The 26,726-nt window shown below is 46.9% G+C and carries 20 protein-coding genes and 1 riboswitch; of the genes, 13 read left to right on the top strand and 7 right to left on the bottom strand.

What is annotated here, in order from left to right; genetic code table 11:
* The first annotated feature begins 114 nt into the window (after positions 1 to 114).
* From hemC to ACXAGK_RS17715, 11 genes are all read left to right on the top strand, one after another.
* The gene (gene hemC / locus ACXAGK_RS17765; RefSeq protein ID WP_474857265.1) at positions 115 to 1,053 is read left to right on the top strand and encodes a hydroxymethylbilane synthase; all 939 of its coding nucleotides are present in this window, start codon (positions 115 to 117) and stop codon (positions 1,051 to 1,053) included.
* 79 nt (positions 1,054 to 1,132) lie between these two features.
* Positions 1,133 to 1,864 carry a uroporphyrinogen-III synthase gene (locus ACXAGK_RS17760; protein ID WP_474857264.1) on the top strand — a complete coding sequence of 244 codons (732 nt, stop codon included), beginning with the start codon at positions 1,133 to 1,135 and terminating at the stop codon, positions 1,862 to 1,864.
* Positions 1,865 to 3,037, top strand: a complete 1,173-nt coding sequence (locus tag ACXAGK_RS17755) for a uroporphyrinogen-III C-methyltransferase (RefSeq protein WP_474802990.1) — start codon at positions 1,865 to 1,867, stop codon at positions 3,035 to 3,037.
* Complete coding sequence (locus tag ACXAGK_RS17750; RefSeq protein WP_474857263.1) at positions 3,034 to 4,209, top strand: heme biosynthesis HemY N-terminal domain-containing protein; 1,176 nt, start codon at positions 3,034 to 3,036, stop codon at positions 4,207 to 4,209. The genes ACXAGK_RS17755 and ACXAGK_RS17750 overlap by 4 nt, the downstream gene beginning before the upstream one ends.
* Positions 4,210 to 4,324: 115 nt before the next feature.
* Positions 4,325 to 4,436: riboswitch (TPP riboswitch) on the top strand.
* 274 nt (positions 4,437 to 4,710) lie between these two features.
* Positions 4,711 to 6,621: a phosphomethylpyrimidine synthase ThiC gene (gene thiC, locus ACXAGK_RS17745; protein ID WP_474857262.1), complete on the top strand. Its 1,911-nt coding sequence runs from the start codon at positions 4,711 to 4,713 to the stop codon at positions 6,619 to 6,621.
* Positions 6,618 to 8,240, top strand: coding sequence for a thiamine phosphate synthase (thiE, locus tag ACXAGK_RS17740; RefSeq protein ID WP_474857261.1), 1,623 nt, complete (start codon positions 6,618 to 6,620; stop codon positions 8,238 to 8,240). Before thiC ends, thiE begins: the two co-directional genes overlap by 4 nt.
* Positions 8,233 to 8,988 (top strand): HesA/MoeB/ThiF family protein, encoded by a 756-nt coding sequence (locus tag ACXAGK_RS17735; RefSeq protein ID WP_474857260.1) that lies wholly within the window; start codon positions 8,233 to 8,235, stop codon positions 8,986 to 8,988. The genes thiE and ACXAGK_RS17735 overlap by 8 nt, the downstream gene beginning before the upstream one ends.
* The gene (gene thiS, locus ACXAGK_RS17730) at positions 8,975 to 9,184 is read left to right on the top strand and encodes a sulfur carrier protein ThiS (RefSeq protein ID WP_474802998.1); all 210 of its coding nucleotides are present in this window, start codon (positions 8,975 to 8,977) and stop codon (positions 9,182 to 9,184) included. Before ACXAGK_RS17735 ends, thiS begins: the two co-directional genes overlap by 14 nt.
* A gap of 1 nt (position 9,185) precedes the next feature.
* The gene (locus ACXAGK_RS17725; RefSeq protein WP_474857259.1) at positions 9,186 to 9,956 is read left to right on the top strand and encodes a thiazole synthase; all 771 of its coding nucleotides are present in this window, start codon (positions 9,186 to 9,188) and stop codon (positions 9,954 to 9,956) included.
* Positions 9,953 to 11,086 (top strand): 2-iminoacetate synthase ThiH, encoded by a 1,134-nt coding sequence (gene thiH, locus ACXAGK_RS17720; RefSeq protein WP_474857258.1) that lies wholly within the window; start codon positions 9,953 to 9,955, stop codon positions 11,084 to 11,086. Before ACXAGK_RS17725 ends, thiH begins: the two co-directional genes overlap by 4 nt.
* A gap of 211 nt (positions 11,087 to 11,297) precedes the next feature.
* Positions 11,298 to 12,524, top strand: coding sequence for a threonine/serine exporter family protein (locus ACXAGK_RS17715; protein ID WP_474857257.1), 1,227 nt, complete (start codon positions 11,298 to 11,300; stop codon positions 12,522 to 12,524).
* Between the two features lie 98 nt (positions 12,525 to 12,622).
* On the opposite strand, the gene ACXAGK_RS17710 is transcribed toward ACXAGK_RS17715, so the two are convergent.
* The 4 genes from ACXAGK_RS17710 to ACXAGK_RS17695 all read right to left on the bottom strand — a co-directional run bounded on the left by ACXAGK_RS17710 (position 12,623) and on the right by ACXAGK_RS17695 (position 17,195).
* Positions 12,623 to 13,708 carry a DUF697 domain-containing protein gene (locus tag ACXAGK_RS17710; protein ID WP_474857256.1) on the bottom strand — a complete coding sequence of 362 codons (1,086 nt, stop codon included), beginning with the start codon at positions 13,706 to 13,708 and terminating at the stop codon, positions 12,623 to 12,625.
* Complete coding sequence (locus ACXAGK_RS17705) at positions 13,705 to 15,096, bottom strand: YcjX family protein (RefSeq protein ID WP_474857255.1); 1,392 nt, start codon at positions 15,094 to 15,096, stop codon at positions 13,705 to 13,707. The genes ACXAGK_RS17710 and ACXAGK_RS17705 overlap by 4 nt, the downstream gene beginning before the upstream one ends.
* A 201-nt stretch (positions 15,097 to 15,297) precedes the next feature.
* Complete coding sequence (locus ACXAGK_RS17700) at positions 15,298 to 16,059, bottom strand: MBL fold metallo-hydrolase (protein ID WP_474857254.1); 762 nt, start codon at positions 16,057 to 16,059, stop codon at positions 15,298 to 15,300.
* A gap of 200 nt (positions 16,060 to 16,259) precedes the next feature.
* A complete protein-coding gene (locus ACXAGK_RS17695) occupies positions 16,260 to 17,195 on the bottom strand; it encodes a LysR family transcriptional regulator (protein WP_474857253.1) in 936 nt (311 codons plus the stop codon).
* A gap of 223 nt (positions 17,196 to 17,418) precedes the next feature.
* On the opposite strand from ACXAGK_RS17695, the gene ACXAGK_RS17690 reads away from it, so the two are divergent.
* Complete coding sequence (locus tag ACXAGK_RS17690; RefSeq protein WP_474857252.1) at positions 17,419 to 18,639, top strand: acyl-CoA dehydrogenase family protein; 1,221 nt, start codon at positions 17,419 to 17,421, stop codon at positions 18,637 to 18,639.
* 124 nt (positions 18,640 to 18,763) lie between these two features.
* Here the strand turns inward: ACXAGK_RS17690 and ACXAGK_RS17685 are convergent, their stop codons facing one another.
* The 3 genes from ACXAGK_RS17685 to ACXAGK_RS17675 form a co-directional block, all read right to left on the bottom strand.
* Positions 18,764 to 21,490, bottom strand: coding sequence for a TonB-dependent receptor plug domain-containing protein (locus ACXAGK_RS17685; RefSeq protein ID WP_474857251.1), 2,727 nt, complete (start codon positions 21,488 to 21,490; stop codon positions 18,764 to 18,766).
* Positions 21,491 to 21,779: 289 nt separating this feature from the next.
* Positions 21,780 to 23,498 (bottom strand): amidohydrolase, encoded by a 1,719-nt coding sequence (locus tag ACXAGK_RS17680; RefSeq protein WP_474857250.1) that lies wholly within the window; start codon positions 23,496 to 23,498, stop codon positions 21,780 to 21,782.
* 252 nt (positions 23,499 to 23,750) lie between these two features.
* Positions 23,751 to 25,844 (bottom strand): TonB-dependent siderophore receptor, encoded by a 2,094-nt coding sequence (locus tag ACXAGK_RS17675; RefSeq protein ID WP_474857249.1) that lies wholly within the window; start codon positions 25,842 to 25,844, stop codon positions 23,751 to 23,753.
* A 186-nt stretch (positions 25,845 to 26,030) separates the two neighbouring features.
* Here ACXAGK_RS17675 and ACXAGK_RS17670 point away from each other — a divergent pair, with 186 nt between their 5' ends.
* On the top strand, positions 26,031 to 26,648 hold the full coding sequence (locus ACXAGK_RS17670; RefSeq protein WP_474857248.1) for a class I SAM-dependent methyltransferase: 618 nt from the start codon (positions 26,031 to 26,033) through the stop codon (positions 26,646 to 26,648).
* Positions 26,649 to 26,726: the final 78 nt, after the last annotated feature.

Genomic DNA, 26,726 nt, shown 5'->3' with positions numbered 1-26,726 from the left:
AAAACTGCGCCTAATTTCAAACATTAACCCAGAAAATGCGTATACTACGAAGTATCTCGTATAACGTTGTGTTACAGCGTTTAAGTTTCTTTTTTTACAGAGTTTGGAATAGCCATGAGTCACCTCAACACTACCCGCACCGTTCGAATTGCTACTAGAAAAAGCGCGCTAGCGCTTTGGCAAGCAGAGTATGTGAAGGCAAAATTAATGGAGCATTATCCATCAATGACCGTTGAGCTTGTGCCTATGAGTACCCAGGGCGATAAAATTTTAGACACGCCATTGGCGAAAATTGGTGGTAAAGGATTGTTCATCAAAGAACTTGAAATAGCTATGCTGGAAGGCCGTGCTGATATCGCGGTTCACTCAATGAAAGATGTCCCGGTAGAGTTTCCTGAAGGTTTTGGTCTGCACGCTATTTGTGAACGCGAAAACCCGTTTGACGCCTTTGTTTCTAATAACCACGATAGCCTAGATGCGTTACCACAAGGCGCAGTTGTCGGCACATCTAGCCTTCGCAGACAGTGCCAAATTCGCAAATATCGTCCGGATCTTGTCATAAAAGACCTGCGCGGTAACGTCAACACCCGCCTAGCCAAGCTCGACGCTGGTGAGTACGACGCTATTATCTTGGCTTCCGCTGGTCTTATTCGCCTTGAAATGGAATCTCGTATTCGCATGGCATTACCTGCCGACATTTCGCTGCCGGCTGTAGGCCAAGGCGCTGTAGGAATTGAATGCCGTAATGACGATAAAGAGCTAATTAACTTGCTACAAGCGTTAAATCATAACGATACCAACACCCGTGTTACCGCAGAGCGCGCCATGAATGAGAGATTGGAAGGCGGCTGCCAAGTACCTATTGGTAGTTTTGCTACCCTAGACGGCGACGTACTAACCTTAACGGGTATGGTTGGCAAACCAGATGGCTCTGAGCTGCTGTTTGCATCGGCTACCGCGTCACGCGAGAAAGCGACTGATATCGGTATTGAAGTGGCGGAAGCCCTCTTAGAGCAAGGTGCCGGAGAAATTCTTAAAGCACTTTATAACTAAGTTATATTTAGTAGAAGCGCGCATTTCTATAGGCAAATAGGAATGCGCAGCAGACTTAAAAGGATGAGAGTTAAATAAAATGCTTCTGTTCACGCGCCCACTGCCAAAATTAAAAGCGAGTGCTTCGGCTTTCGAACAAGCGGGCATTAATGCGGTCGGGATCGCCACTTCTGACATTATTAACATCTCTTCTGAACAAAAAGCCGCGGCAGAGTATTTAGCCCTAAATACAGTAAACGCAATTATTGTTACCAGCGTATACGCTGTGAATAGTGTTATTTCGGGGCTGCGTGACACAGCCACCCCACTCCCTTTGATTATTGCCGTTGGCGATGCCACTGCGCGCAAACTGCAGGCTGGCCTTGAAACGTTTTCTTCGGCGAATGTTGTTACTCCAAAGGTCCATACATCCGAAGGTATACTGGCAATGCATCAGCTTAATGAGGCAAACTGTAAGCATGTCGTTATTATTAAAGGTGAAGGTGGACGAGAAGCCATAGCAAAAGGATTAGACGAAAAAGGTATTTTAGTAAATAGCTTTTGCGTTTATAAAAGGGAGCAACTTACACGCCCAGTTTGCACAAAACGTTGGAAAATGGGCGAAGTTAGCGGCATTATCGCTACAAGCGAAGCAATGGCACTGCAACTGATAGAACAATTTGGTAACGCTTTGTTAGCCTTTAAATGGTTAACAGTGAGTGACCGAGTCGCCCAAACCCTTAACAGTAAAGGTGTTAAAGAGGTAGCGGTATGTCAGCGAGCCACCGATCAGGCACTCATCGCCTGGGTAAAGGATAACTGGGAGTATTGAATGGCCAACAATAATGAAAATAGCCCACAAAAAGAGGAACTCGTAAAAGTGGAAGCTGAAAAAGAAGTAATTGAGTCTTCTGCCACGCAGAGTGAATCGACTGAGACTGGCGCTAAGAAGAAGAAATCATCAGGCAATGGCCTGCTATGGTTCGTTGTAATCATTTTGCTCTTAGCCGTAATAGGCATGGCTGGCGCGGGCTACTGGTATTACATGCAGCAGCAATCGGCTAGCGCAGATTCTACCAACGCACAGCAAAGCAACACGGCAAAGTTAAACAATATCGAACGCGAGCGTAGTGACATCTTAGCGACGCTAGAAGACGTGTCGCGAACGAATAAAGCCTTACAAGATACGGTAGATGAACTTAAGTCCGAGAACGAGAAACTTAGCTTACAGGCCGAGTCTACCCTTCAACAGCTTAATAATATGGAAGGTCGCCGCCCTGCCGACTGGCTAATTGCAGAAGCTGACTATTTAGTTCGTATGGCGGGCAGAAAGCTTTGGCTGGAGAACGATGTTCGCACAGCAATCTTACTGCTAGTTAATGCGGATAAACGCTTAAAGTCTTTGGCCGACCCGTCGGTGCTACCCGTTCGCGCTACGCTAGCTGAAGATATTCAAACCCTTCAACAGCTAAACCCGGTGTCGCAAAGCTCAGTGGCGCTTGCGCTTACCGGCATGATTGCACAAATTGATAAGCTTCCCCTTGATACTTTTGAGAAGCCTGAAGACGCTAACGCAGAAGACACCACCTTGTCTGAGTCGGCTGACGACTGGCAGGACAACCTTGCGAAGGTGTGGCGTTCGTTGGTAAATGATTTTCTTACCGTTAAAACTATTGAAGGCCCGGTTGAGCCAGTACTTTCATTAGAAGCGCAGTTCTTGGCAAAAGAGCAGCTTCGTCTGCAGCTTATGCACGCACAAACCGCCGCACTTCAAGGCGATGCTGGCCTTTACAGCCAATCACTTCAATATGCACAAACGCTGCTTACAGAAAAATACGATACTGAAAAAAGCCAAGTAACCGGCTTTGTGGATGCACTTCAAAACCTAATGGCTACCGATGTATCGCGTCCAATACCTACAGAGCTAGCGTCACAAAAACCGCTAGAGCGTCTACTGGATAGCCGCGTTAAGCAAGTGTTCGGACAAGGAGCAAGTGCACTATGAAATGGTTAGCTATTGCCCTTGCGGTATTAGCCGCATTCGTTGTTGCGCTTATTGTTGGTCCAATGATTCTTGGCGATAAAGGTTACGTACTTATTTCCCTAGGCAGCACAGCTATTGAAATGACCGTGATCAGCTTTTGTATTTTGGTCATTGGTGCCGTTATTGCCTGGTATGTGTTATCCCGTTTTGTTTTGTGGGCATTAAGCTTAATTACAGGCTCACATAAATGGTTCGGCACCTTAGGTGAACGTAAGCGCAAGCGCGCGTTTTACGATGGCTTGCACGCCATGGCCGCAGGTGATTTTGATTCGGCACAAAAAGCGTTAGGCAAAACCACCAATGGTGATTTTGAAGGCGTAAACTATTTAGCCTCAGCGCAAATTGCCTTTGCCAACGACGACCTAGCCAAAGCTCGTTACTTTCTGGTTCAAGCCACCGACTTTCCGAAAGCGAAAGTAGCTGCAACGGTAATGCATGCACGCATTGATGTAGCTGAAGAAAAGTTTGAGGCTGCACTCGAAAAGCTTAACGAACTAGACGAGCAAGATCGTGACAACAAGCAGGTTGTGCAGCTAAAAGCGCAAATTCTTGCCAAGCTAGGTAAGTGGCAGGTGCTTCAAGAGAATTTATCTGGCTGGCGTAAAGCCTTGCCTAAAGCTGACTACACCGCGTGGAGCCAGCGTATTGCTAAAGGTAAGTTTGCAGAAATTGCCAGTAAGCAAGGTGCAGTTGAGCTTAAATCATACTGGGACACCCTGCCTCGTAAATTACGTCATGACGACGCTTATCGCGCCGCTTACATTCAACAACTTCTTGACCAAGGTATGCATGCCGACGCTCAAGGTTTGTTAGTTGAATGGCAAAAACGTGGCCCGAACAGCGCGCTATTCCCGCTGTTCACACAGCTTAATATTCCTGATGCATCGCCATCATTACGTTTACTTGAAAGCTGGATAAAGCAGGACGAAGAAAACGTTGAGCTTTATTCCACGCTAGGCCAAGTGGCGTTCAACTCTGGCGACGATGTGTTGGCGGAAAAAGCATTGCTTAAAGCCACTAAAATGCAGTCGCGCAAAGAAGATTTATTACTTTTGTCTGCAATTAGCGAACGCAAGCACGACACAGCCACTGCACTTCAGCTTTATAAGGAAGGCCAGCAACTAGCGAGCTAAATGAATATTCGTTTAGCTTTCTGGTAGTACTTGTATTCCTACTAAAGTTGAAGATATAGTAAAAGGGAATTCTCAATTCGGGCTGCTTAAATAAAAAACAGCCCGAACTGAAACAAACAACTTGTCGGAGTGCTTCACTGTTAACCCAGTAAGCTGAGACCGCGAAAGTGGGATCCGTAGAACCTGATCAGGCTAATACCTGCGAAGGGAACAAGAAAATACAATGTGCACAATGTTAAACCGAGGTTTAGCGTTGTGAAGCGAAGTTGTTTTGCTGTTGATGATACAGACACACCCATTACGGTGTGGCTAGTTACTCAAGGTAAACTGCTCAAGTTTATCATCAAGTGAATATCAACGGTGTAAAGGGCTGTAATCACCAGTACCTTCACCAACAATCTCGCTAAAGTAACGGGCTTATCCCCTTCTACACTTACACACTGTATTCTCCTTCACTCCTGACAAGCATTTTTAGAACCTAAATTTAAAAGGTAAAATGCTATGTCGAACAGACGCGAACAACGCCAACAAGCTCAGCAATTCATAAATGAACTAGCCGGCGAAGCTTACCCCAATTCCACACGCTACTACGAGTGTGGTAGCCGCAACGATATCCGCGTAGCCATGCGCCTTATCCACCAGCACGATAGCCTAATCGGTGGCACCGAAGAAAACCCTATCTTAGAGCCGAACCCACCTATTCCAGTGTATGACACCTCAGGGCCCTACGGCGACCCGCAAGAAAACATAGATGTACATAAAGGTTTAAGCCCGCTTCGACAAAAGTGGATTGAAGAACGCAGTGATACGTTCGAGCTAGAAGGCGTATCATCAAGCTTTGCAAAAGAACGTGAAAACGACATTTTTACTGAAGATTTCCGCTTTATTCGCAGCCGCAAACCTCTAAAAGCAAAAGCAGGAAAAAACGTCACTCAGCTTCACTACGCAAGACAGGGCATTATTACCCCTGAAATGGAATACATTGCCATTCGTGAAAACATGGGCCGCCAAGCTATTAAAGATGCGGAGCTAACGCAGCAGCACAAAGGCGAGCACTTTGGCGCGAATTTGCCCAATACCATCACGCCAGAATTTGTACGTCAGGAAGTGGCAGCAGGCCGCGCCATTATTCCCTGTAACATTAACCACCCCGAACTAGAGCCAATGATTATTGGCCGTAACTTCTTGGTGAAAATTAACGCGAATATTGGTAATTCAGCAGTCACCTCGTCTATCGAAGAAGAAGTAGAAAAGCTGGTGTGGTCAACGCGCTGGGGCGCCGATACCATCATGGACTTATCTACCGGCAGAAATATTCACGAAACCCGCGAGTGGCTGCTGCGAAATAGCCCGGTACCTCTTGGCACCGTACCTATCTACCAAGCGCTGGAAAAAGTAAACGGTGTGGCTGAAGACTTAACCTGGGAGATGTTTAAAGACACCCTAATTGAGCAGGCCGAGCAAGGGGTAGACTACTTCACTATTCACGCTGGCGTATTGCTAGAGTACGTGCACCTTACCGCAAAGCGGGTTACTGGAATTGTATCTCGCGGCGGTTCAATCATGGCGAAGTGGTGCTTAAGCCACCACCAGCAAAGCTTTTTGTACGAACACTTCCACGATATTTGCGAAATATGCGCGAAATACGATGTAGCACTATCGCTAGGTGACGGTTTGCGCCCTGGTAGCGTGGCCGATGCCAACGACGGCGCGCAATTCTCTGAGTTACGTACCCTCGGTGAGCTGACTAAAATTGCCTGGAAATACGATGTTCAGGTAATGATTGAAGGCCCAGGGCATGTGCCAATGCATATGATTAAAGCGAACATGGAAGAGCAGCTTAAGCACTGTCACGAAGCGCCGTTTTATACCCTTGGCCCGCTTACCACAGACATTGCACCTGGCTACGATCACTTCACCTCAGGTATTGGTGCCGCCATGATTGGTTGGTACGGCTGCGCAATGCTGTGCTACGTAACGCCTAAAGAGCATTTGGGTTTACCTAACAAAGAAGACGTAAAGCAAGGGCTTATTACCTACAAAATAGCGGCCCACGCTGCTGACTTGGCAAAAGGCCACCCCGGTGCGCAAATACGCGACAATGCTATGTCGAAAGCGCGCTTCGAGTTTAGATGGGAAGATCAGTTTAACTTAGCACTTGACCCTCACACTGCCCGTGCCTATCACGATGAAACCTTGCCGCAGGCTTCTGGTAAAGTTGCGCACTTTTGCTCTATGTGCGGCCCAAAATTCTGCAGCATGAAAATTTCTCAGGAAGTACGTGACGTCGCTAAACAAGCAGAGCAACAAAAGTTTGAGAAAGAAAAAGGCATGAAAGACATGGCTGATGCGTTTAATCAATCGGGCGCTGAGCTTTATCACACTACAGATAGCAAGGTAGAGCTGCCATGACAAACAGCCACCTAACCACACCCATACTAGAGCCACCTAGCGCAAGGCTGCCGGTGGTATGGTGTATAGGCGGCGTTGATTCAAGCGGTGGCGCGGGTATAACCCGCGACGCCATCACGCTTGCCGATTTAAGCGTTCATGCCTGTGTGCTCACCACACAACTTACTGTGCAATCAAACCAGCATCTGCTTAGTACAGAAAGCATGAGTGCATCTGCTTTAAACCAGCAGTGGCAAGTGCTTTACGAAGATACGCCACCACGCGCTATTAAAATTGGCGCGATCGCAAACGATGAGCAAGCGCTTTTACTTTGCGCACGTATTCAGTCGTTAATAAAGCCTCGCCCGTTTGTGATATGGGACCCTGTGCAGTCTTCTTCATCTGGCGGCATGTTAAGCGATTTAAGCGAAAGCGTTGTTGACGAGTTGCTGAACACAGTAGATTTGGTTACCCCAAATATCGACGAGCTCGCTTGGCTGTCTAATTTGCTGGTAAACGACGATACCAGCCTAGCGTCAGCAATAAACCGGCTTATTGGAAAAGGGGCGAAGAGTGTTTACGTTAAAGGCGGCCACGCCGAATGGCAGACTCAGGCATATGACACCTTTGTTTGTGCCTCGCACACCCTTCACTTTAGTCAGCCGATAATCAATAACGGTAAACTTCGGGGCACTGGCTGCATGTTAGCAAGTGCAATTGCAGCATTTATCGTTCACGACTATTGCATAGAAGATGCCCTCACCCTAGCAAATGCTTATGTGTGTGAAGTAAGGCGAAAGACCCTTTGCGAGTCTGATACGGACAGCACTGAGGCGCATAATAATGGGGCTAATTTGCCCACGTACTTCCCGCGAACTAACAGTTTCCCCGCCCACGCCGTAAGCTTTCCAAAGGTAAACTTTCACCAAGGTAGCGCTGTTTTTCACAATAAAGATTTGTGCCTAGAGAATTTGTCGAACAGCGACCTCCCCTCAGAAAGTGTGCTAGGTAATGTAGCCCGTTTCCCTACACTCACTCAGTCGAACCTAGGCATATACCCCGTAGTAGACAGCGTTCAGTGGATAGCTCGGCTTTGGCCAACGGGCGTAAAAATCATTCAACTGAGGGTAAAGGAAGGGTCAGAACAAGACATTCGCCAACAGATAAAAGAGGCCATTGAGTTAGTGGAACACACCAACTGTCAGTTATTTATTAACGACTATTGGGAGTTAGCCATAGAGCTAGGAGCTTACGGCGTGCATTTGGGCCAAGAAGATCTTGATACTGCAGATTTAAACGCTATTCGAAGCGCCGGGCTAAGACTGGGCATTTCAACTCATGGTTTCGCTGAGATTCAGCGTGTTCGCGCTTTAAACCCGTCTTACATTGCCCTTGGTCATATATTTCCAACCAATACCAAAGACATGCCCTCTAAACCCCAAGGTGTAGAGCGCTTGGCAAAATATGTGAAGCTGTGTGAAGGCATACCCACAGTTGCCATTGGCGGTATTAATTTATCGCGCATTAGAGACGTGGCTAAAACTGGCGTTGACGGTATTGCCGTGGTTAGTGCCATTACACATGCGGAGCATCCGCTTAAAGCCTACCAAGCATTGGTTCAGGAGGCAGGTTTTGCTTGAGCACCAAGACATACAGCGTTACAGCAGGCAGCTCTTGCTCGACTGTATCGACCACGACGGCCAGCTTAATTTAGCAAACGCACACGCCGTTGTTATTGGGCTGGGCGGTCTAGGAAGCTTAACCGCCCGCTATCTTGCTGGCGCAGGTGTTGGCAATATTACTTTGATAGATGGCGATACTGTCGATATCAGTAACTTGCAGCGCCAGGTTAGCTACAACGAAATGCACCTAGGCAAACTTAAAGCTAAGTCGCTGTATAACGAACTTCGCAAAGTTAACTCTCATCTAAATATTCAATTTAGAAGTAAGTTTGTTGATAGTAATAACTTACCAACCTTAATTTCATCGGCCACCTGTGTGCTGGATTGCACCGATAACATTAGGGTAAGGCGCCAGATTAATGCTGCGACCTACTGCGCCTCTATTCCGCTTTTTATCGCAGCCGCCAGTGGCCTTACATGGCAAGCACTGAACTTGCCACAAAACTCTACTTCCTGTGGTTGTTACGAGTGCTTAGTAAATAAGGTTTCTGTGCGCGAAGACTGCCTGAGCAAAGGCGTACTTGGCCCTGTTGTTGGTATGGCTGCTTGTCATCAGGCAACACAGGCTTTGTTGTTTTTAGCAAAAGGATTTAAAGCCGACATTAAGTGGGGGCACTACCTAACTGGGAATGCAGGCCTAGGTTCCCTACAAAGCTTTGCATTGCCCCCCTCTTCCACCTGCGAGGTTTGCAATGACGCAAATTAAAGTAAACGTAAACAATCAACCTATGAACGTGATCTCGCCCATCTCACTTAGCGAGTTAATCGCCCTTAAACAACTGAATGACGACGGTACCGCCATTGCTAGGAATGCTGCCATAGTAAGTAAAACAGAATGGCCGACCACTTATCTTAAAGATAACGACACCGTTGATATCTTCACCCTAGTTGCAGGAGGCTAATATGCTAACGCTTGCAAACCACACTTTTTCATCACGTCTTTTAACCGGTACAGGAAAGTTCAGCAACGCCGCCACTATGAAAGACGCGGTGGCCGCTGCACAAAGTAACATTGTTACCCTGGCAATGAAGCGCGTGTCGACTAATAGCAAGCAGGACGAAACGCTAACGGCGCTTCGAGAGTTAGGAGTTACCCTGCTGCCTAATACATCGGGAGCTAAAAATGCCCAAGAAGCGATATTTGCCGCAGAACTTTCTTATGAAGCGCTAGGTAGCCCATGGATAAAGTTGGAAATTCACCCCGACCAGCGCTACCTGTTGCCTGACCCAATCGAAACCCTTCAGGCCGCCGAGGCTTTGGTAAAAAAAGGGTTTAATGTGCTGCCTTACTGTGGCGCAGACCCCGTTTTGTGTAAACGCCTAGAAGAAGTAGGCTGCGCTGCTGTTATGCCGTTAGGTGCACCCATTGGTAGCAATCAGGGCTTACAAACTAAGCCTTTCTTACAAATTATTGTTGAACAAGCCTCTATTCCGGTCATTGTAGATGCAGGTATTGGCAAGCCTAGTGAAGCCATGGCGGCAATGGAAATGGGCGTAGATGGGGTGTTGGTGAATACGGCTATTGCCACTGCCCAAAACCCTGTTGCCATGGCAGAGGCCTTTGCAAGCGCTGTAGAAACAGGCCGAAAAGCCTATGAAGCAGGACTAGGGATTACAAGCAATTTTGCACAGGCCTCTAGCCCACTAACTGCCTTTTTGGAGCCAGCGGTATGAAGGTAGCACAGGCGCTAATGCAGCAAGACTTAGCTCATCTCGCTATGTCAATTAACAGTAAAACTGCGCGTGACGTAGAGCGCGCATTAGGTAAAGAATCACTCTCACTCGATGACTTTATGGCGCTAATCTCTCCGGCAGGCGCAAGCTACTTAGAAGCCATGGCAAGTCGCGCGCAAGCACTCACCCGCCACCGGTTTGGCAATACCATGCAACTATTTGTGCCTTTGTACCTGTCGAACCTGTGTGCCAACGAGTGTACCTATTGCGGCTTTACCATGAGTAACAAAATCAAGCGCAAAACCTTATCTATAAGTGAAGTGCTTACCGAGATTGAAGCTATTAAAGATATGGGCTTTTCTCAGGTATTGCTGGTAACTGGCGAACATGAAACCAAAGTGGGCATAGACTATTTTGAGCAAACCCTTAGCGCCATTCGCGACAAGGTAAGCTACCTTATGATGGAAGTGCAACCGCTTAAATGGGAACAATACCAAACGTTAAAACATCTGGGATTAGATGCTGTGCTGGTATATCAAGAAACCTATTCGCCCCAGCACTACGCCAGCTACCACACCAGAGGTAAAAAGCAGGATTTCTTATGGCGATTAGAAGCCAGCGACCGTATTGGGAAAGCGGGGATCGATAAAATAGGCATAGGTGCGTTACTTGGTTTAGGTGACTGGAGAGTTGATAGCGCTATGACCGCACTTCACGGCAAATTAATCCAGCAGCATTATTGGCAAAGCCGTGTATCTATTGCCTTCCCGCGTCTTCGAAGCTGTGAAGGTAATAGCAATGGCGGCAACGCTCTTACCAATAACAAACTACCTAACGAACGTGATCTGCTGCAGCTGATATGTGCTCATCGCTTGTTTAACCCGCAAGCGGAATTATCTCTGTCGACCCGCGAGTCGGCAGTATTTAGAGACGGCGTAATGCCGCTTGGGATAACATCAATGAGTGCTGCATCTCAAACTCAGCCAGGCGGTTACAGCGAACCCTCACAGGCTTTAAACCAGTTTGATATTGATGATAGTCGCTCGGTGCCAGAAGTGGTAAACGCAATTGCTAGAAAAGGCCTAGAACCTGTTTGGAAGGATTGGATGCCATTTGAAGTACGAGCATAAATGTTTCCGTTGAAGCGGCATTTAAACGCTGCTTTATCACGCATTAAAAGATTAGTTTTTTTAGGGCAAAACAAATAAAAAATTTGTTTTGCTTTCATGTAAAACCCTCCGTAGAATCCGCCCAAATTTTAGCCAGATGCTATTTTGAAGTGTCTGGCTTTTTCGTCTTATTTATCCCATATTACATTTATCAGAAGTTAAGGAATTGGCGTTGGATACTTTTGAATTTATTCAAATTCGAAAATTTATTGTGAAGCTTGGAAAAATGCTTCACAAATACGGTACGCCTGCATTTCGGCTAGAGGCCTACCTTGGCGATGTGGCAGAGTATTTAGGTGTACATGCTTCTTTTATCTCTACTCCAACCTCGCTCACTTTTGTTATCTGGAGTGACCGTCACGAAGACGAATACAACCACTCGGCGCGATTGCAGCCAGGCGATTTAGATATGAACGCGCTGTCGCTAACCGATGAATTAGCCAGCGAGCTACTATCGGGAAACCTTTCGCTAGCAGAAGCCGATAAGCGCCTAAATGAAATAGATGCGATGGGCAGCCCCTATGGTAAATTATCTACCGGTACGGCATTTGCCATGGCCACCGGTGCATTCGCTATGCTAATGGGTGCAAGCTGGAGCGAAATAGGTTGGTCTGCTGCGCTGGGAATTGTGGCCTATTTGTGGACGTTATGGGCAGAGCGCTCGAAGCGCGTAAACCTAATGCTAGAGCCTGTTACCGCATTTGTAGGCGGCATTTTAACCTGTGCCATAAGCCAGTACGTTGACCCGGGCATTAATATTCCCTTGGTTGTGCTTTCATCAGTGATTGTATTTGTGCCTGGGCTTGCGCTGACGATGGGCTTAGCCGAGCTTTCATCGCGAAATATGGTGTCGGGAACCGCTCGCACAATGGACGCCATTATGCAACTATTTAAACTGTATTTCGGTGCATTCTTAGGTGTTTCGGTAGGTTTTAGCGTGTTTGGTGAAAACGTGTATACCCCTGCTGAATCCCTGCCCTATTGGGCAACTTGGCTTGCCGTGTTCTTACTGTGTATTGCGCTAGTTGCTATATTTAGAACCCGTATTAAGCACATACCTTGGGCACTGGCAGCTGCGTTTATTGCTTATAGCGCTACCGCGTGGAGCTCTGATTACATGAGCCCGGGGCTTGGTGCATTCGTAGGCGCATTTGCGCTAGGCATTTTTGCTAATGCGTTCACCCGCATTGCCGATCAGCCCGCCACCATTGTTGCAATGCACGGGCTTATTGTTCTGGTGCCGGGTTCTAAAACCTATATTGGCTTGAACTCGTTTATGACCGGCCAAGACTTTGTAAAGGCCGACCATTTGGGCCAAGAAGTGTTTCTGATCTTTATGTCGCTAGTGGCTGGGCTTATCTTTGCTAATGTGGTTATGCCCACCAAAAAGGCGCTATAACGTTAATGCAGTAACCTGAGGGTTTCGCGTTAGAGCGCGGCTGGTACCATTAGGCTGCGCACAATTGCAAGCGCAGCCTAACAAGTGGGCGAGACGTGCTATTTAAGCAACTTGATTAACGCTCGCCCTAAACGAGCGTTAAGCGCGCCAGCGGCAATGGCTTCAGCCGAGTTTTCCATAAACTTGGCCGACAAACTGCCACCAATTTGATTGGCTACTTCGTCGGTAGCCAAGTCGAACACGCCCTGTGCCGCAATGTTTTGTGCCAGTACTTTTAACAGCTTCCAGTTACCCGCTGTGCTCGGCCTTAACCCGTATACTCGCGCCATACGGCGAATAGTGCGAAAGCTAATCCATATTACTGCAAAGGTTTGAATAAGGTTGTTTGGGCTAATAAACGCCAGGCTTCCTGCGGTCACCGACTCTTTACTTAGTACCTTATGTGCTTTTTCTTGAACGGGCTTTAGCACCGTATCTTCGTACAGGCCAAGGCGTTCTGGCCCCGTCATATCGTCTTGACGCTGCTGCTTGTAACGGTCGAAACAATGGGCCGCGTAAGACCCTCTAGAAAAGCGTTTGCCGTGCTGACTTAACACGCGGTCTATTTGTTGCGGCGATGTTTCACTTCCTTTATTAGCCAGTAGTTCCCGGATAACACCAGCATCTTCCATCGCTGTATTTACTTGCTTATAGCCACGCCACTCTTTAAAACTTAAAAAGCTGAAACAGCTAACAAACCCCACCAGCAGCGCACCCAAAACGCCTGTACCAATGGGGTGCTCGGAAAGGTTAGCCGCAAGGGTGGTATAGGCTTCAAATACAAAAAAGCCAATTAACGACACTACACCAAAGCCCAAGGTGGCGGCACCTAACGAAAAACCGTCTTTCTTAGCTTCAACTTCCCACACATCTTCACCAACCTGCTGCGGAAGCTTGGTTTCAGGTTGCGCAATATCTAAGGTTTGCGTTTTAACCTTGGTTTTATACTGTGGCTTGTTCACCGCACTATTTTGTTGGTCTTCCTGAAACGCTGTTTGAGAATGCGTGTCTGCATTATCTTGCTGATCGCTATTCGCGCCATAAAGCGCGTCACTTCTAGAAACGGACGAACTGGGCGAATTACTAATATCGGACGAGCTAGACGGCTCTGTGCTTTCATCAAATGTATAAGGTTTATCGCTCATTCTTGTTCTCCTTTGCCCAGTAAAAACTGAAGCAATCTGTCTACGCCCTTACCTGCTAAAATACGCGCTTTAAAATCGCTGGGCACACTCACATTAGGTACTGGGAAATGACTGCCCTCTTCCATATCTTTTAGTGTGCTGGGTATGGGTTCAAACGTAGATTCTACATAGCGGCCTTCGCTGTCTTTATAGCGAATAGCGTCTTCATTGCTGCCGTCGTCTGTGACTTGCATGCTAGACACTAAGAAATGTTCAAACTGAATAGGTTTACCGTCGAACCGTGCTCGTGCCCCTTCGGTAATCTGGGTAAGCAAATTAAGTAAATTACCGCGCTGACTTACCGGCACCAAGTCAGACTTAGTGGCGACAAACGCCACCTTGCCTATTTGTTCTTTTTTCAGCACATTGCGCGAAAACCAATTGCTTTGCCCGTACACGAAAGTATCGGCCAAATGGCTTAGGGTTTCCTTTAGCTGATACAAATGCTGTCTGCTATGGTTAAGCCCTTCAAACAAATCTACCAAAATAATTTGCTTATCGGTTTCTTTGAAAATGGACTGTTTTAACGGCGTTAACCACCCGCTTTGAAACTTCGAAAAATGCTTATCAAATATTTTAAACCACGGGTGCGACACGTCGCTGGTAATGCTAGACGGTAGCGGCGTAAAGCCAAAAGCCTGCCAATCAAAGTCGCTCGACTCCAATAAGAAACTGCCCGGCTGCAGCAAAGATATACCGTTCGCTTTAGCTTCAACCAAATAATCACGGTAGGCGTTAACTAACAGCTGAATGCGCTGTTCTGTAGGTTCTTGCTCAAAGTCGAACTGATTAACAAAAGCTTTCCACTGGCTGGCAAAGTATTGTTGCGGCCCGCTGCTAAGCTGCGCCCATGCAGAGTCTGACCAGTGAGCATAGGTTTTACTTAACATAGGAATGTCAGTAACCCACTCTCCGGGGTAATCAATAAATTCAAACACCACTTCGCTATGGGGCAAAACATGGCGCTTTAGCGAAGCCGTTTCTTTTAAACGTACCACTAACTTAAAACCAAACGCTTCTTCAGTCGCTTTAGGCCACTGACCGTTTTCAAGATCACCAATGTTCTGCAAGTGCGGAAAAGGTTTATAGCCTTCAATGGACTCTATGCGCATATCAAGCACATGGGAAGGCGGCAAATATCGCAACAAAGGCAAACATGCATAACCCTCTTCACTACGGCTTTTCAGCATGGTGATAAGGCTGGTAAATAACATGGACTTACCGCTTCGACTCAGCCCAGTAATAGTGAATCGGTGCGTTTCTTTGTTAAACGCACTACTTAGTTTGTCGCCGGTTAGCGACGCTAATTCCCGAGTTTTGTCAAAAAGCGTAGCGATATTTTTCTGCATTATTGTTTTATATTCTGCCTTTGCAGCTCCTATACCTTTGAGCCTATCTCAACAAACACAATGTGCCGAGAGGGGCTGCACTTACTTTAATATAAAGTTCGCGATACAAGAGTAATGAGGTTTTGTACGTTTAAAAGCAAGGGCAGTGCCATTTAAACACGCCACTTAGCAGGCAAAGCCAGGTTTCCCTTGGCCTGCAAGTTAATGCTCGCGAGTTTGATTGAAGAGCTTTTTCTTTATACGATTTTTGCTGGAGTGCCAGTGGTTCTTAGGTTTGCGAGGTGCATTCTCGATAACATGCTCAAAATCAATATCCGACTTTTTCGTTGGCGGTACATGTGCACAAAAGAATGTATCAATTTGTGACTGCGCCAGCTTTTTTAAGCTTTCACGGTATTGATTCGGGTGACACAACGGATACGGTGGAACGAGTTCGCCCTTTACCTGCACTAGCACGTCAGCAATGTAGGCCTGCTGCGTAGGAATGTGCGCAAGGGTTAGGTCATGATCGGTATGACCTGGCGTGTACATTACTTGCCAATCGGGAAAACCCGGCAACCGCTGATTGTCGGCAAGCGTGATATCTGGTGCTAATATTGGATTATACCAAATAGGCATTCTAGGCTTGCCAATGCGGTTTGCCACCCACCAGGTTAGCAGCAAATCAATGCCGTGAGCCGTACGCCCGGCAAAGCCCGCATACCACTTAATCGCCTTAGGGTGCGATGCAACCTGTGCCCCTGTGCGCTTGCGCAATTTAATGGCGCCACCGGCATGATCGGGGTGCATGTGGGTAACCACAACAAGCTTTAAGTCGGTTAACGGGCGGCCTAGGGTTTGGGTAATGTATTTGCATACATTGTCTACATCGGCCCGGCTACAGCCATCAAGCAATAGTATGCCGTTGCTGTCTTCAACAAGATAAATGTGCTGTATATAGCCTGCTAATGTGTGAATTTTCATTACCGCTTCCTTTTCACCCGAACCTGCAACGCTTGCTAAAAGTACTGCCTAACAAGTTTAAGCACTTACTTCTAGTTACCCACGTATTACCCATATATCTTGGCGCTTTTTACTGTGAAAGTTGCCAGCCATTACTACGTAAAACCTTATGCTAATACCCGTGTGTCACCAGCATTGATTGGGTTAAATCCTATCAGAATCTATCTGGTAAGACCAGATTCAGCGAACAAGTGTAGCATTAAATCCCGCAGCCACATCAACCCCGGCTCGCCTTCTTGCTGGCTATGCCAGTAAAGGTGTGTTTCCAATGCGGGTATTTGATAAGGCAGCTTAGTGCTTATCAGGTTATCGTCGCTTACTGCATCGGCTACAGAACCCGGCAAGGTTAACAAAGCCTCGGTATTAGCAACCACATCTGCTGCCGCGCGATAGTTTTGGCAGCGCCACAAGGAAGGCCGGCTTACTCCCAACTGTTGCAGGGCAATCTCTTCCACTGACGCCCCTTTAGCGCGGTTAGAAACCGTAATATGACGGGCTGCCACGTACTTTTTCTTATCTAAATTCTGGGCCAAGGGGTTTTGCTTATTCATAAGCACTTTGTAGGTATCGCGACGCAATAACGAGTGTGAAATAGGCGCAGCAACTGCACGGCCAATATCAATGACCAAATGAAGGTTCCGGTTGGTCAAGTCAGCTAGCATAGTGTCTCGGTGTAAGCGAGTGCTTACTATTTCAATATTAGGCGCTTGCTTTTCTAAGGTTGAAAGTAGTACGGGCAAAACCCCTAACTCTAGCGACTCTTGCATGGCAACAACAAAGCGTTGATGACTGTGTAGCGGGTTGAAATCGGCAAACTCGCCTAGCGCCTTTCGAATATCGCTCAAGGCTTTTAAGATGGCTGGCGCTAATCTTTCACAAGCAGCGGTAGGCAACATGCTTTGCTTTTCTTTTACAAAAAGCGGGTCGCCTAAAATATCCCGGAATCGGCGCATGGCATGGCTAACTGCAGACGGTGTAATATGCAGCGCTTCAGCCACACGGGTCATGTTTCTATGCTGCCATAGCGCTTCGAAAACCTTGAGTAGGTTCAAATCTAGCTTTTCAAATTGCCTGTTTTCTAACACACGCACCACCATGAATGAAATTCACACCATCTAAGGATTATATTTCATTTCATTCACTGAGCAAGTTTCTCTAGTATGAAGTTAACGAAGCACTTTCGCACACCTTAGGCGATATCTAAGGCATATGAATTTAGTGCGCACTTAACAAGTAGGCTAATCATGTGATGCAAAGCCTTAATACGCTGCTTGCAAGCATTACAAACTAAAGCGAACAATTAAAAAATAAAGGTACCCTATGGATTTTTCACATAACGACAAAACCAAAGCCTTATTAGAAAAGCTGGATAACTTCATTGCTGAGCATATTGCGCCAATTGAAAATGAGGTTTACGACTTTCATCATAAAGAGAATAACCACGGCGACTGGAAAAGCTGGAAGCTGCATCCTGGCACCGAGGCACTAAAAGCCAAAGCACGCGAAGCTGGCTTAGCGAACTTGTTTCTGCCCGATGCTGAACTAGGCCAGGGTCTTACCACACTAGAATATGCGCCAATGGCTGAGCGCATGGGTAAATACTTGTTTGCCCCTGAAATATTCAACTGTAATGCGCCAGACACCGGCAACATGGAAGTGCTTTATCATTTCGGCAACGATGCACAAAAAGAACAGTGGCTAACACCCTTACTGGCTGGCGAAATTCGTTCAGTGTTTGGCATGACCGAACCTGATGTTGCCTCGTCAGACGCTACCAACATGGCGGCAACCATCATTGAAGATGGTGACGACGTCGTTATTAACGGCAAAAAGTGGTGGTCGACAGGCTTAGGGCACCCTAACGCAGCATTTACCATCTTCATGGGTTTATCGAACCCCGACAACGACAAGCACAGCCGCCACAGCATGGTGATAGTTCCTCTAGACACACCCGGAATTACCATTAAGCGCATGCTAGATGCCTACGGCGATTACGATGCGCCTTACGGCCATGGCGAAATGCACTTCGACAATGTACGCGTAAGCAAAGACAACATTATCATGGGTTTAGGCAAAGGGTTTGCTATAGCACAAGGTCGCTTAGGCCCTGGCCGTATTCACCACTGTATGCGCGCTATCGGTATGGCAGAAAAAGCGTTAGAACTTGCGCTTAAACGCGGTCACGAGCGCGTAGCCTTTGGTAAACCTATCATCCGCTTGGGCGGCAACTTAGAACGTGTGGCTGATGCTCGCATGACTATTGAGCAAGCGCGACTGCTTACCCTTCACGCGGCGTGGAAGATAGATAACCTTGGCGTGAAACACGCTATGACAGAGATCTCGGCTATCAAAGTGGTAGTGCCTAATATGCTTCAAAGTGTAGTAGATATGGCGCTACAAATTCACGGTGGCGCAGGCATGTGTAGCGACTTCCCACTAGCACGCTTTGCGGCTGGCGCAAGAGCCCTTCGCTTAGCTGATGGCCCTGACGAAGTGCACAAGGGTATGGTGTCTAGGTTAGAACTTAAAAAATATCAATAAGCTTTCTACAAGGGCGTTTGAAAACAAAGCAAGCTTGATAGAAGCCTACTTATAAGGCGCCCAATTTAGGGCCAGAAACAAAAATGCCGTTTCAATGAAACGGCATTTTTTATTGCTTTAAGGCTTAGTAAGTATAGCGCGCCTGCACGTACCACATACCACCATTGAAACCAAACGGGCTAGCTTCTGAGTAAAGCTGACCTAAGCTTCCTGCGCTTGGGTTTTCTTCTGGGTATTCGTCGAACAGGTTATTTACACCAACAACAAGATCAAGGTTTTCGCTATAAGAGTACTTGGCTTCTACGTCTATCAAAATAGCCGCATCAATACCATCTACACCATTGCCTGTGTCGTCCCAACCACCGTAGTAGTTAGCGCGAACTAGAGTGCGAAGTGCGCCTTGTGTGTGTGTCCAAGAAATATTACCGCGAAGGTTTGGCAGTAAGTCTTCAATTGCAGCAACACGGCCTTCGCCAATTGGGTTAAGTGTGCCTACATCGTCCACTTCGGTTTCGTTGTAGTTCGCAGCTAACGTAATACGTGAATTACCTTCCCATAAATCGAAGCTGTAGTTACCTACAATATCGATACCGCGTGTAGTGGTGTCGAAGCTGTTAGAGAAGAAACGGAACTGTGATAGGTCGTCTAGACCGATAAAGTCTGAACGGTCGATAATGCCCGATGCATCAAGCTCGGTCAGCGCTTCAGATACAGTTGCGTAGTCGGTACCGCCACCAGCGAAGTTAAGCGCATCTAGGAAGTTTACGTTGGCACCTAGTGCTACACGATTTTCCATTTCAATGTTGTAGAAGTCGATGGTCCAGCTCATATCTGCCACATCAATTGATGCACCGAATGAGAAGTTAACCGCTTCCTCTGGCCCTAGCTCTGGACGACCGTTGCCTTGACTTTCAATGAAATCAGCCGCTAGCTGACCTGCCGCCGATGATAATGGCAGTGTACCTTGGTCAATTAGCACACCATTCACGTTTTGCGTGGTAACGTTAGTAATGCTTGCCTGCCCCGCTGTTGGCGCGTGGAAACCGGTTGAGTATGCACCGCGTAAACGGAAGTCGTCCGTTACGTGGAAAATACCGGCCAGTTTAAAGTCGGTAGTATCACCAAATTCACTGAAGTCTTCACGACGCAGCGCTGCTTGCAAGGTTAGTTGGTCTGTTACGTCAGCTTCCAAGTCAATATAGACCGCGTTACTGTCTTGTGACGAGCTAGTATCACGAGGAAAACCACCAAAACCGTTCGAGCTAGACGAGAAGCCTTGGCTTGCTAGCGGACCAAGCGCATAAGACGCTTCATCACCGGCAAATAGATCGAACTCTTCTTTACGGTATTCAGCACCAAACGCAACGTTTAGGTCAGATGCTAAGCCAACATCAACACCGTACACAAAGTTAAGGTTAACTAGTGTTTCGGTTTGCTCTTGGCCACCTGGCACAAAGTCGCGAGGCGTATCTGGGCCTAACGAAGCGTTGATAGTGTTCTTAATAAAGAAATCTGTGCGGTTAGAGCCACGCTGCGCGCTGAAGTCGTAACCTAAGCCGTTACCAATTTCTAAATCACCACGTACACCTACGGTAAACGCCATGTCTTCGTTGTCACCACCAAAGCGAGGTACAAAGCCCGTTGGAATAGTTTCAATGAACGAGAAACAGTTATCGTCAGCCTGTACTTGGGCTAGGAAAGTTGGATCTGGGAATACATTGCCCTCACCGCCAATAGGAATACCATCGATACAGCTTCCACCTACGCCAACACCGTCAAGGTCACCAACTAGTACTGAGTGTACGCCGTCTGGGTCGGCTAAACCTGTTAGTGGGTCAACCAATGGACCTGCGTATACACCGCCGCGCTGGCTACCTTCCGTTACCGGGTTACGGTAGAAGAAGCCACCAGTAACCGTACGTTTACCGTAGTTACCAAATAGGTAAAGCTCGGCTTTGTCGTTTAGCTCGTACGCTGAGTTAATAAAAACTTTATAGTCGTCTTCTACGTCTGGCTGGCCCCAATACTGTGGCACTTCATTGGTATAAGTGTTGATGGTAGAAAAATCTGACTGGGCTAAATAGCCAGCATCAACCATACCTTGTACGTCGTCACGTACAATTGAGCGTACAGTACCTTCAACATCACGAATTTCACCTGTGATGTTCACAAAGCCGTCGGCACCTAGCGAGAAACCAGCGTTAGCAGAAATAGTGTAGTTGTCGCCATCACCTTCATAAGTAGAACCATAGTTAGCGCGGAACTCAAAACCTTCATCGTCGTCGCGAAGCAAGAAGTTAAGTACCCCTGCGATAGCGTCTGAACCGTACTGAGACGATGCACCGTCACGCAGTACTTCAACTTGTTTTAGCGCAAGCGAAGGGATTGCTGAAATATCCACACCCTGCGCACCGTCAGAAATACCACCACCTAAGAAAGAGATAATAGAGCCGCGGTGACGGCGTTTACCGTTTACCAACACCAACACGTTATCAGGTGACAGACCGCGCATGTTAGCCGGACGTACTATGGTAGCCGCATCACTGATTGGCTGGGTGTTTACATCGAACGACGGTACATTCGTACGCAACATATCTTGCACGTCGCTAGACGAGTTTTGGCGGAATTCATCACCCGTAATTACGTCTACAGGTACCGGGGAATCAGCCGCAGAGCGGTTGCTCATGCGCGTACCGGTTACAATGATATTTTCAACATCTTCTGCTTTTTCTTCTGCTTCTTGTGCAAAAGTAGGCGCTGACATTGCCGCAAAAAACGGTAACGAACTAGCAATAATGGCTGAGGTTATTCGATTAAGTTTTTTCCCCTTAGGGAAGTTACCTTGATCCAATGTGTTTCTCCTTCAAGACTTGTTGTTTTTTAAGCGTTTTAAGGTTTTTGATTATTTTTATTATTGGTGTAGGCAACACTTATTAGCGGTTGTTGAATAGAATGTGGTACAACCAAACTAATATGCATCTTTAAATTAGAATAAATTAACTAAAAAATATACCTTATTGAGATAATTATCACTCATTAGACGAATATTATATTAGCCTTTAGGATAAAAGAACGCTTTGTTATTAAGAGGAGCGCAGAAAGCGCCACACGCAACAGCATGAAGCGCTTATAAGAACAGATTAATTATTGGTAAGATTTTGAAAGACTACCTTGCCGTTTACCACCGTCATTACAACGTTGGCCTTCAAAATATCGCTAGGTTCTGCTGTCATAAAATTAGTGTCGAAAACAGAAAAGTCGGCATACTTGCCCACTTCAATAGAGCCTAAAATATCTTCTTGAAACGACGCATAGGCAGGCCATAGGGTGAACATGCGAAGCGCATCTTCCCGAGATAACGACAATTCTGGGTGCCATCCTTTATCTTGCGTACCGTTAAGCCTGCTACGGGTAATAGCTGCGTAAAACTCAATGCGTGGGTCGCCCACTTCAACTGGCGCGTCTGATCCCCCTACCAAGATCACACCTTTATCAACCAGTGATTTCCATGGGTAAGCGTATTCTAAGCGGCTGTAGCCCAAACGGCTTGGTGCAAAGTTTAAATCACCTATGGCATGACTTGGCTGCATTGATGCCACAATGTTCATGTCTGCCAGTCTGACTTGCTGTTTAGGTGGAATAATTTGCGCGTGCTCTAAGCGCCAGCGTAAGTCTTCGGTTTTCCACTTCGTTTTTGGTAGCCCATTCCATGCTTCTTCATACCAATTAAGCGTGGAATATAAAGCGCGATCGCCAATAACGTGGGTCATCACTTGGAAACCCTGCTTTAAGGCCTGTTCCAATACGGGCATAAGTTCAGCTTTTGTGGTGCGGTTCATAAAACCGCTATGATCGGCATCGCTATAGGGCGCAAGAAGCGCAGCACCACGAGAACCTAAGGTGCCGTCGATAAACACCTTTATCCCATTTAAATAAAACAGCCCTTGTGCGAGTGTTTCTGTGCCATTTTGAAAAAGCTTATCAGACTCGCTAATAGGTATAGCAATATAAACTCGGTGCAGCATCTCGTCATTGTTGGCCAGTTGCTTTAGCTGCTGAACTTCTCGCCACTTCATTCCAGCGTCGTGGGTTGCCGTCCACCCTTGCGACACATTTACCTGCATACCGCGCTTTAAATTATCTTGTATATATTGGTCGGACTCGGGCGGTAAAATATTTCTAAAGAAGTCCATTGCCGTTGCCAAAACATAACCGGTGGGCGTGCCATCGTCATAGCGTTCAAACTTACCGCCTTCAGGGTCGGGGGTGTTTTTGGTGACACCCGCAAGGGCCAACGCTTTTGAGTTTACCACGGCTGAAACACCGTCGGCGCGGGGCATAAACAGCGGCTTATTTTCAGTGAATGGGTCTAGGTCGGCAGCACTAAGAAAACGCTGTTCATCTTGCCACTCACGCTCTATCCATCCACGGCCTAATACCCATTCACCGTCTGGCACGGTTTGAGCGAAGGCTTTAATTTCAGCCACTGTGGCCTTTAACGTAGGTATACCGAACAAACTGAGGGTGCGGGTGCGTTTTCCTATGCCTTCAAGATGCTGATGGCTGTCGGTAAAACCTGGAAAAAGCGTGCTGCCTTTCAAATCAATACGCTTTTCAGCACCGCAGTACCAAGGCGCTGCGTCGGCCTCTTTCCCAACAAACACTATGCGACCGGTTTCAACTGCTACCACTTCGGCCTGCCAGTTTTTATCGTCAGCGGTATATATAACACCGTTATAAAACACTATATCTGGGCTGTTACAGGGTTCAGAGGTTTGTGCCAAAACAACATGAGATACAAAGGCTACGGTGGTGATAACGCCATTTAGCATTGAGCGCGATAACACGGTTGAAAACATTGAGTTCACCTACTTTATTGTTATTCGCTTTCATTGGTAAAAAAGCGAGAAGCGGCCAGTTAAATGAACCCATGTTTGTTTCAACATACGTTTTTAAAAGTCCATTTTTTATGCCGATTAAACACACTAGCAACTGCCCTAATTTTAATCAAGGCAGTGGCTTGGTGTTATAAGAGTAAGAATTACTGAAGGGTAGTTTTCAGGATTGTCGTCAGTGCTGCGCGCCTTTATACATTCATGAAGCGCGTTTAATTAAAAGCTATACGAAGCACTTAGCTGGGCGTTAATACCTGCGCCGTAGTAACCCACAGTGTGTAGGCTGTTAATGTACTTCTTATCGAAGATGTTATTGATGTTCATGCGAACGGTAAGATCTTCAGTAAACGCGCGTGATGCGTACACATTACCCAAGAAATACGCACCTTGTTCAACGTTATAATCCACATTGCTTATTTCAGACTGCCAGCGACCACCAAAGCCTACTTCCACCTCTGGTGCTTGTGGCACTGTGTACGCTAGCTGGAACGTTACTACGTCACGGGGCGCCCATAAGTTAGCATCATTGCCCTGCTCATCCTCTACTTCGATAGCAGTATAAGACGCATTAACACGCAGTGCATCGGTGACCTGCCCGGCTACTTCAATTTCAAAACCATCAGACTCTACTGAAACGCCTTTGTAGTAGTACTGAAGCGTGTCTGGGTTAGTGCCTGCGTAGGCCGCCAAATTATCTTGCTCTGCAGTAAAGTAAGCGAACGTGGTTAATAAACGGTCGTCAAACCATTGGGCTTTCACGCCCGCTTCAAAGTTTTGACCTTTAGTTGGGTCTAGGTACTGGCCGTTAATGTCGTACTGTTCTTGCGGCTGGTACACGTCTGAATAACTTACGTACGCGTTCACATCTTCAGTGATTGCGTAAGTAGCACCAACATAAGGGCTGGCTTCGCTTTCAGAGTTATCGATAACCGCGCCAGCGTTTTGCCCTGTTCGCTCAAAATCGATGGCGTTAAAGCCAGCAATAACATGCATTTCATCAGTAACGCTAAAACGAGCTGAGCCAAAGTAACGGGTTAGGTTTTGCTCAATGTTTGAGTACTCGGCAGCTGCTAGCCAATCTGGCTCGGCAATGGCATCTAGCGCATAAGGGAACGCAGGCGTTGGGCCATAGGCAGGAGTTGCAGCGTAATCAAATGCGTGAACAAAAGACACATCGTCGCTGGTAGCGTGGCTTACCCCAAAGTTCACTTCGTGATTACGGCCAAATAGGGAAAAGTCACCAAATACACGGCCTTCAACAAGATGAGAATCGCGCTCTGAGTCATAACGACCCGGCCAGCCAACTAGGCCTAATCCCGTATCTTTATCAATAGCGCCGTAGGCGTAAAACAGTTTGCTTTGATCTTCAAAGTCGCGGTAGTTATAGCTAAGTAGTAACTGCCAATCGTTATCGAACACGTAGTCTAGCTCTACAAACGCATTGGTAGTTTCGGTATCCCATTTCGACCACTCTTGTGCTGTGGTATCACTAATGTCCCACTCGGCTTGGGTGCCATCGGTATAGTTAAATACTAGCCCGCCCCAGGTGTTGCCGTCGGTATTCGCATCTTGATAAGACAACCCAAAGGTTACGGTAGCGTTGTCGGTTAACTGGCCGTCGATTACACCGTACACAAAGCTGCGATCGTTTTCCAGGCCGTCTAGGTGCGACTCTTTATCTTCAACGCTAGCTACTACACGGGCGGCCCAGCTGCCGTCTTCGGTAAGCAGCATTGAATAGTCGCCCTGTACGCGCTTAAAGTTGTACGAGCCAATGCTTGCGCCAATTTCACCACCCTCTTCATTGGTTGGGCGCTTGCGCACATAGTTAATGGTACCCGACGCATTACCCACACCGGTTAGCAGGCCATTGGCACCACGAATAACTTCAATTTCTTCATAACCGTAAGCTTCAACAGAGCCGGTAACAATGCCCCAGTCGTTCGGCAGGCCTACACCGTCTATTTGCGTGTTTTTAATTTCAAAACCACGGGCTGTATAGTTGGTACGGTTAGTTTCCCACTCTTCTACATTAATACCCGGCGCAAGCTTTAGCGCATCATTAATATTAAACGCACCGAACGACTGCATTAAGTCTTCAGAAAGAATACTAATAGATTGCGGCGTTTCGCTAATTTCCATGGTTAAGCCCGTTGCACCGCGGCTAACGCGATTTTGACGAACGCCAACAATACGAATTTTTTCAACGTCTGCTTCTTTAACTTCTACCGTATCGCTTTGCGTAGTTTGCGCATTTACCGACAATGCAAACGCGATAGGCGTTAGTGCAAATAAACTGCTTAATTTCATGGTTTTCTCTGTTATTGGTTTTGAAGGGTTTGTATGTTTTCGGGGCAGGAGTATAAAACACCTTAAACTTAATTTAAATGATAATTATTGCCATTTACAATTAAACAAAAAGTGAAATCGCTAAACGCTGGCTGCGCTGAGGGTAATGCGATAATCTGTAATTTAGATCAGGGAGGCATCTACGTTTTGACCAGCAGTACAAAAAACACCGTTACGCATTACAGCGAAAAAGCGCAGCACTATTACGATTTGTATAATTCGGTAAACGCCGAAACAGTGCACGGCGATTGGAAAGCGTTTCTACAAAATGCCAAAGCAGGCACCGCGCTAGATGTAGGCGCAGGCAGTGGCCGTGATGCCAACTGGCTAGCCGAGCAAGGGTGGAAAGTAACAGCCGCAGAGCCTGCCGATAAGCTAAGAAACCTTGCACAAGCCAATTCACATAACAGCGTTACATGGTGTAACGCCAGCCTACCCGCGCTTACCGCCCTACCCCAACAGCCAAAAACATACGACCTAATACTGCTTTCAGCGGTATGGATGCACTTGCCGGAAGCGGAACGACCACCTGCGTTAAAACGGTTAGCTGAATTACTTTCAGAAAACGGAAAAATGTACATAAGCCTTCGGTTCGGCCCAAATGATGAAGCACGGCCTATGCACTCTGTAAGCTATGAGGAAGTGGCAACCTTGGCGAAAAATAATGGACTAACTGCACGCAATTTAAACCCTGTTCCAAGTCAGGATGGTTTGAGTCGAGATGATGTAAAGTGGGTTACGGTTGAAGTGTGTCAACATGACTAATGATTAAACTTTATCATTTGTACTTTAGCGATATTGATGATTCCACATTCATAAAATTCCTTTCTAATTATTCCTTTA

This window comes from Alteromonas sp. ABM1_013, from assembly GCF_056160505.1.
This window is presented reverse-complemented; position numbering and strand designations above follow the sequence as displayed.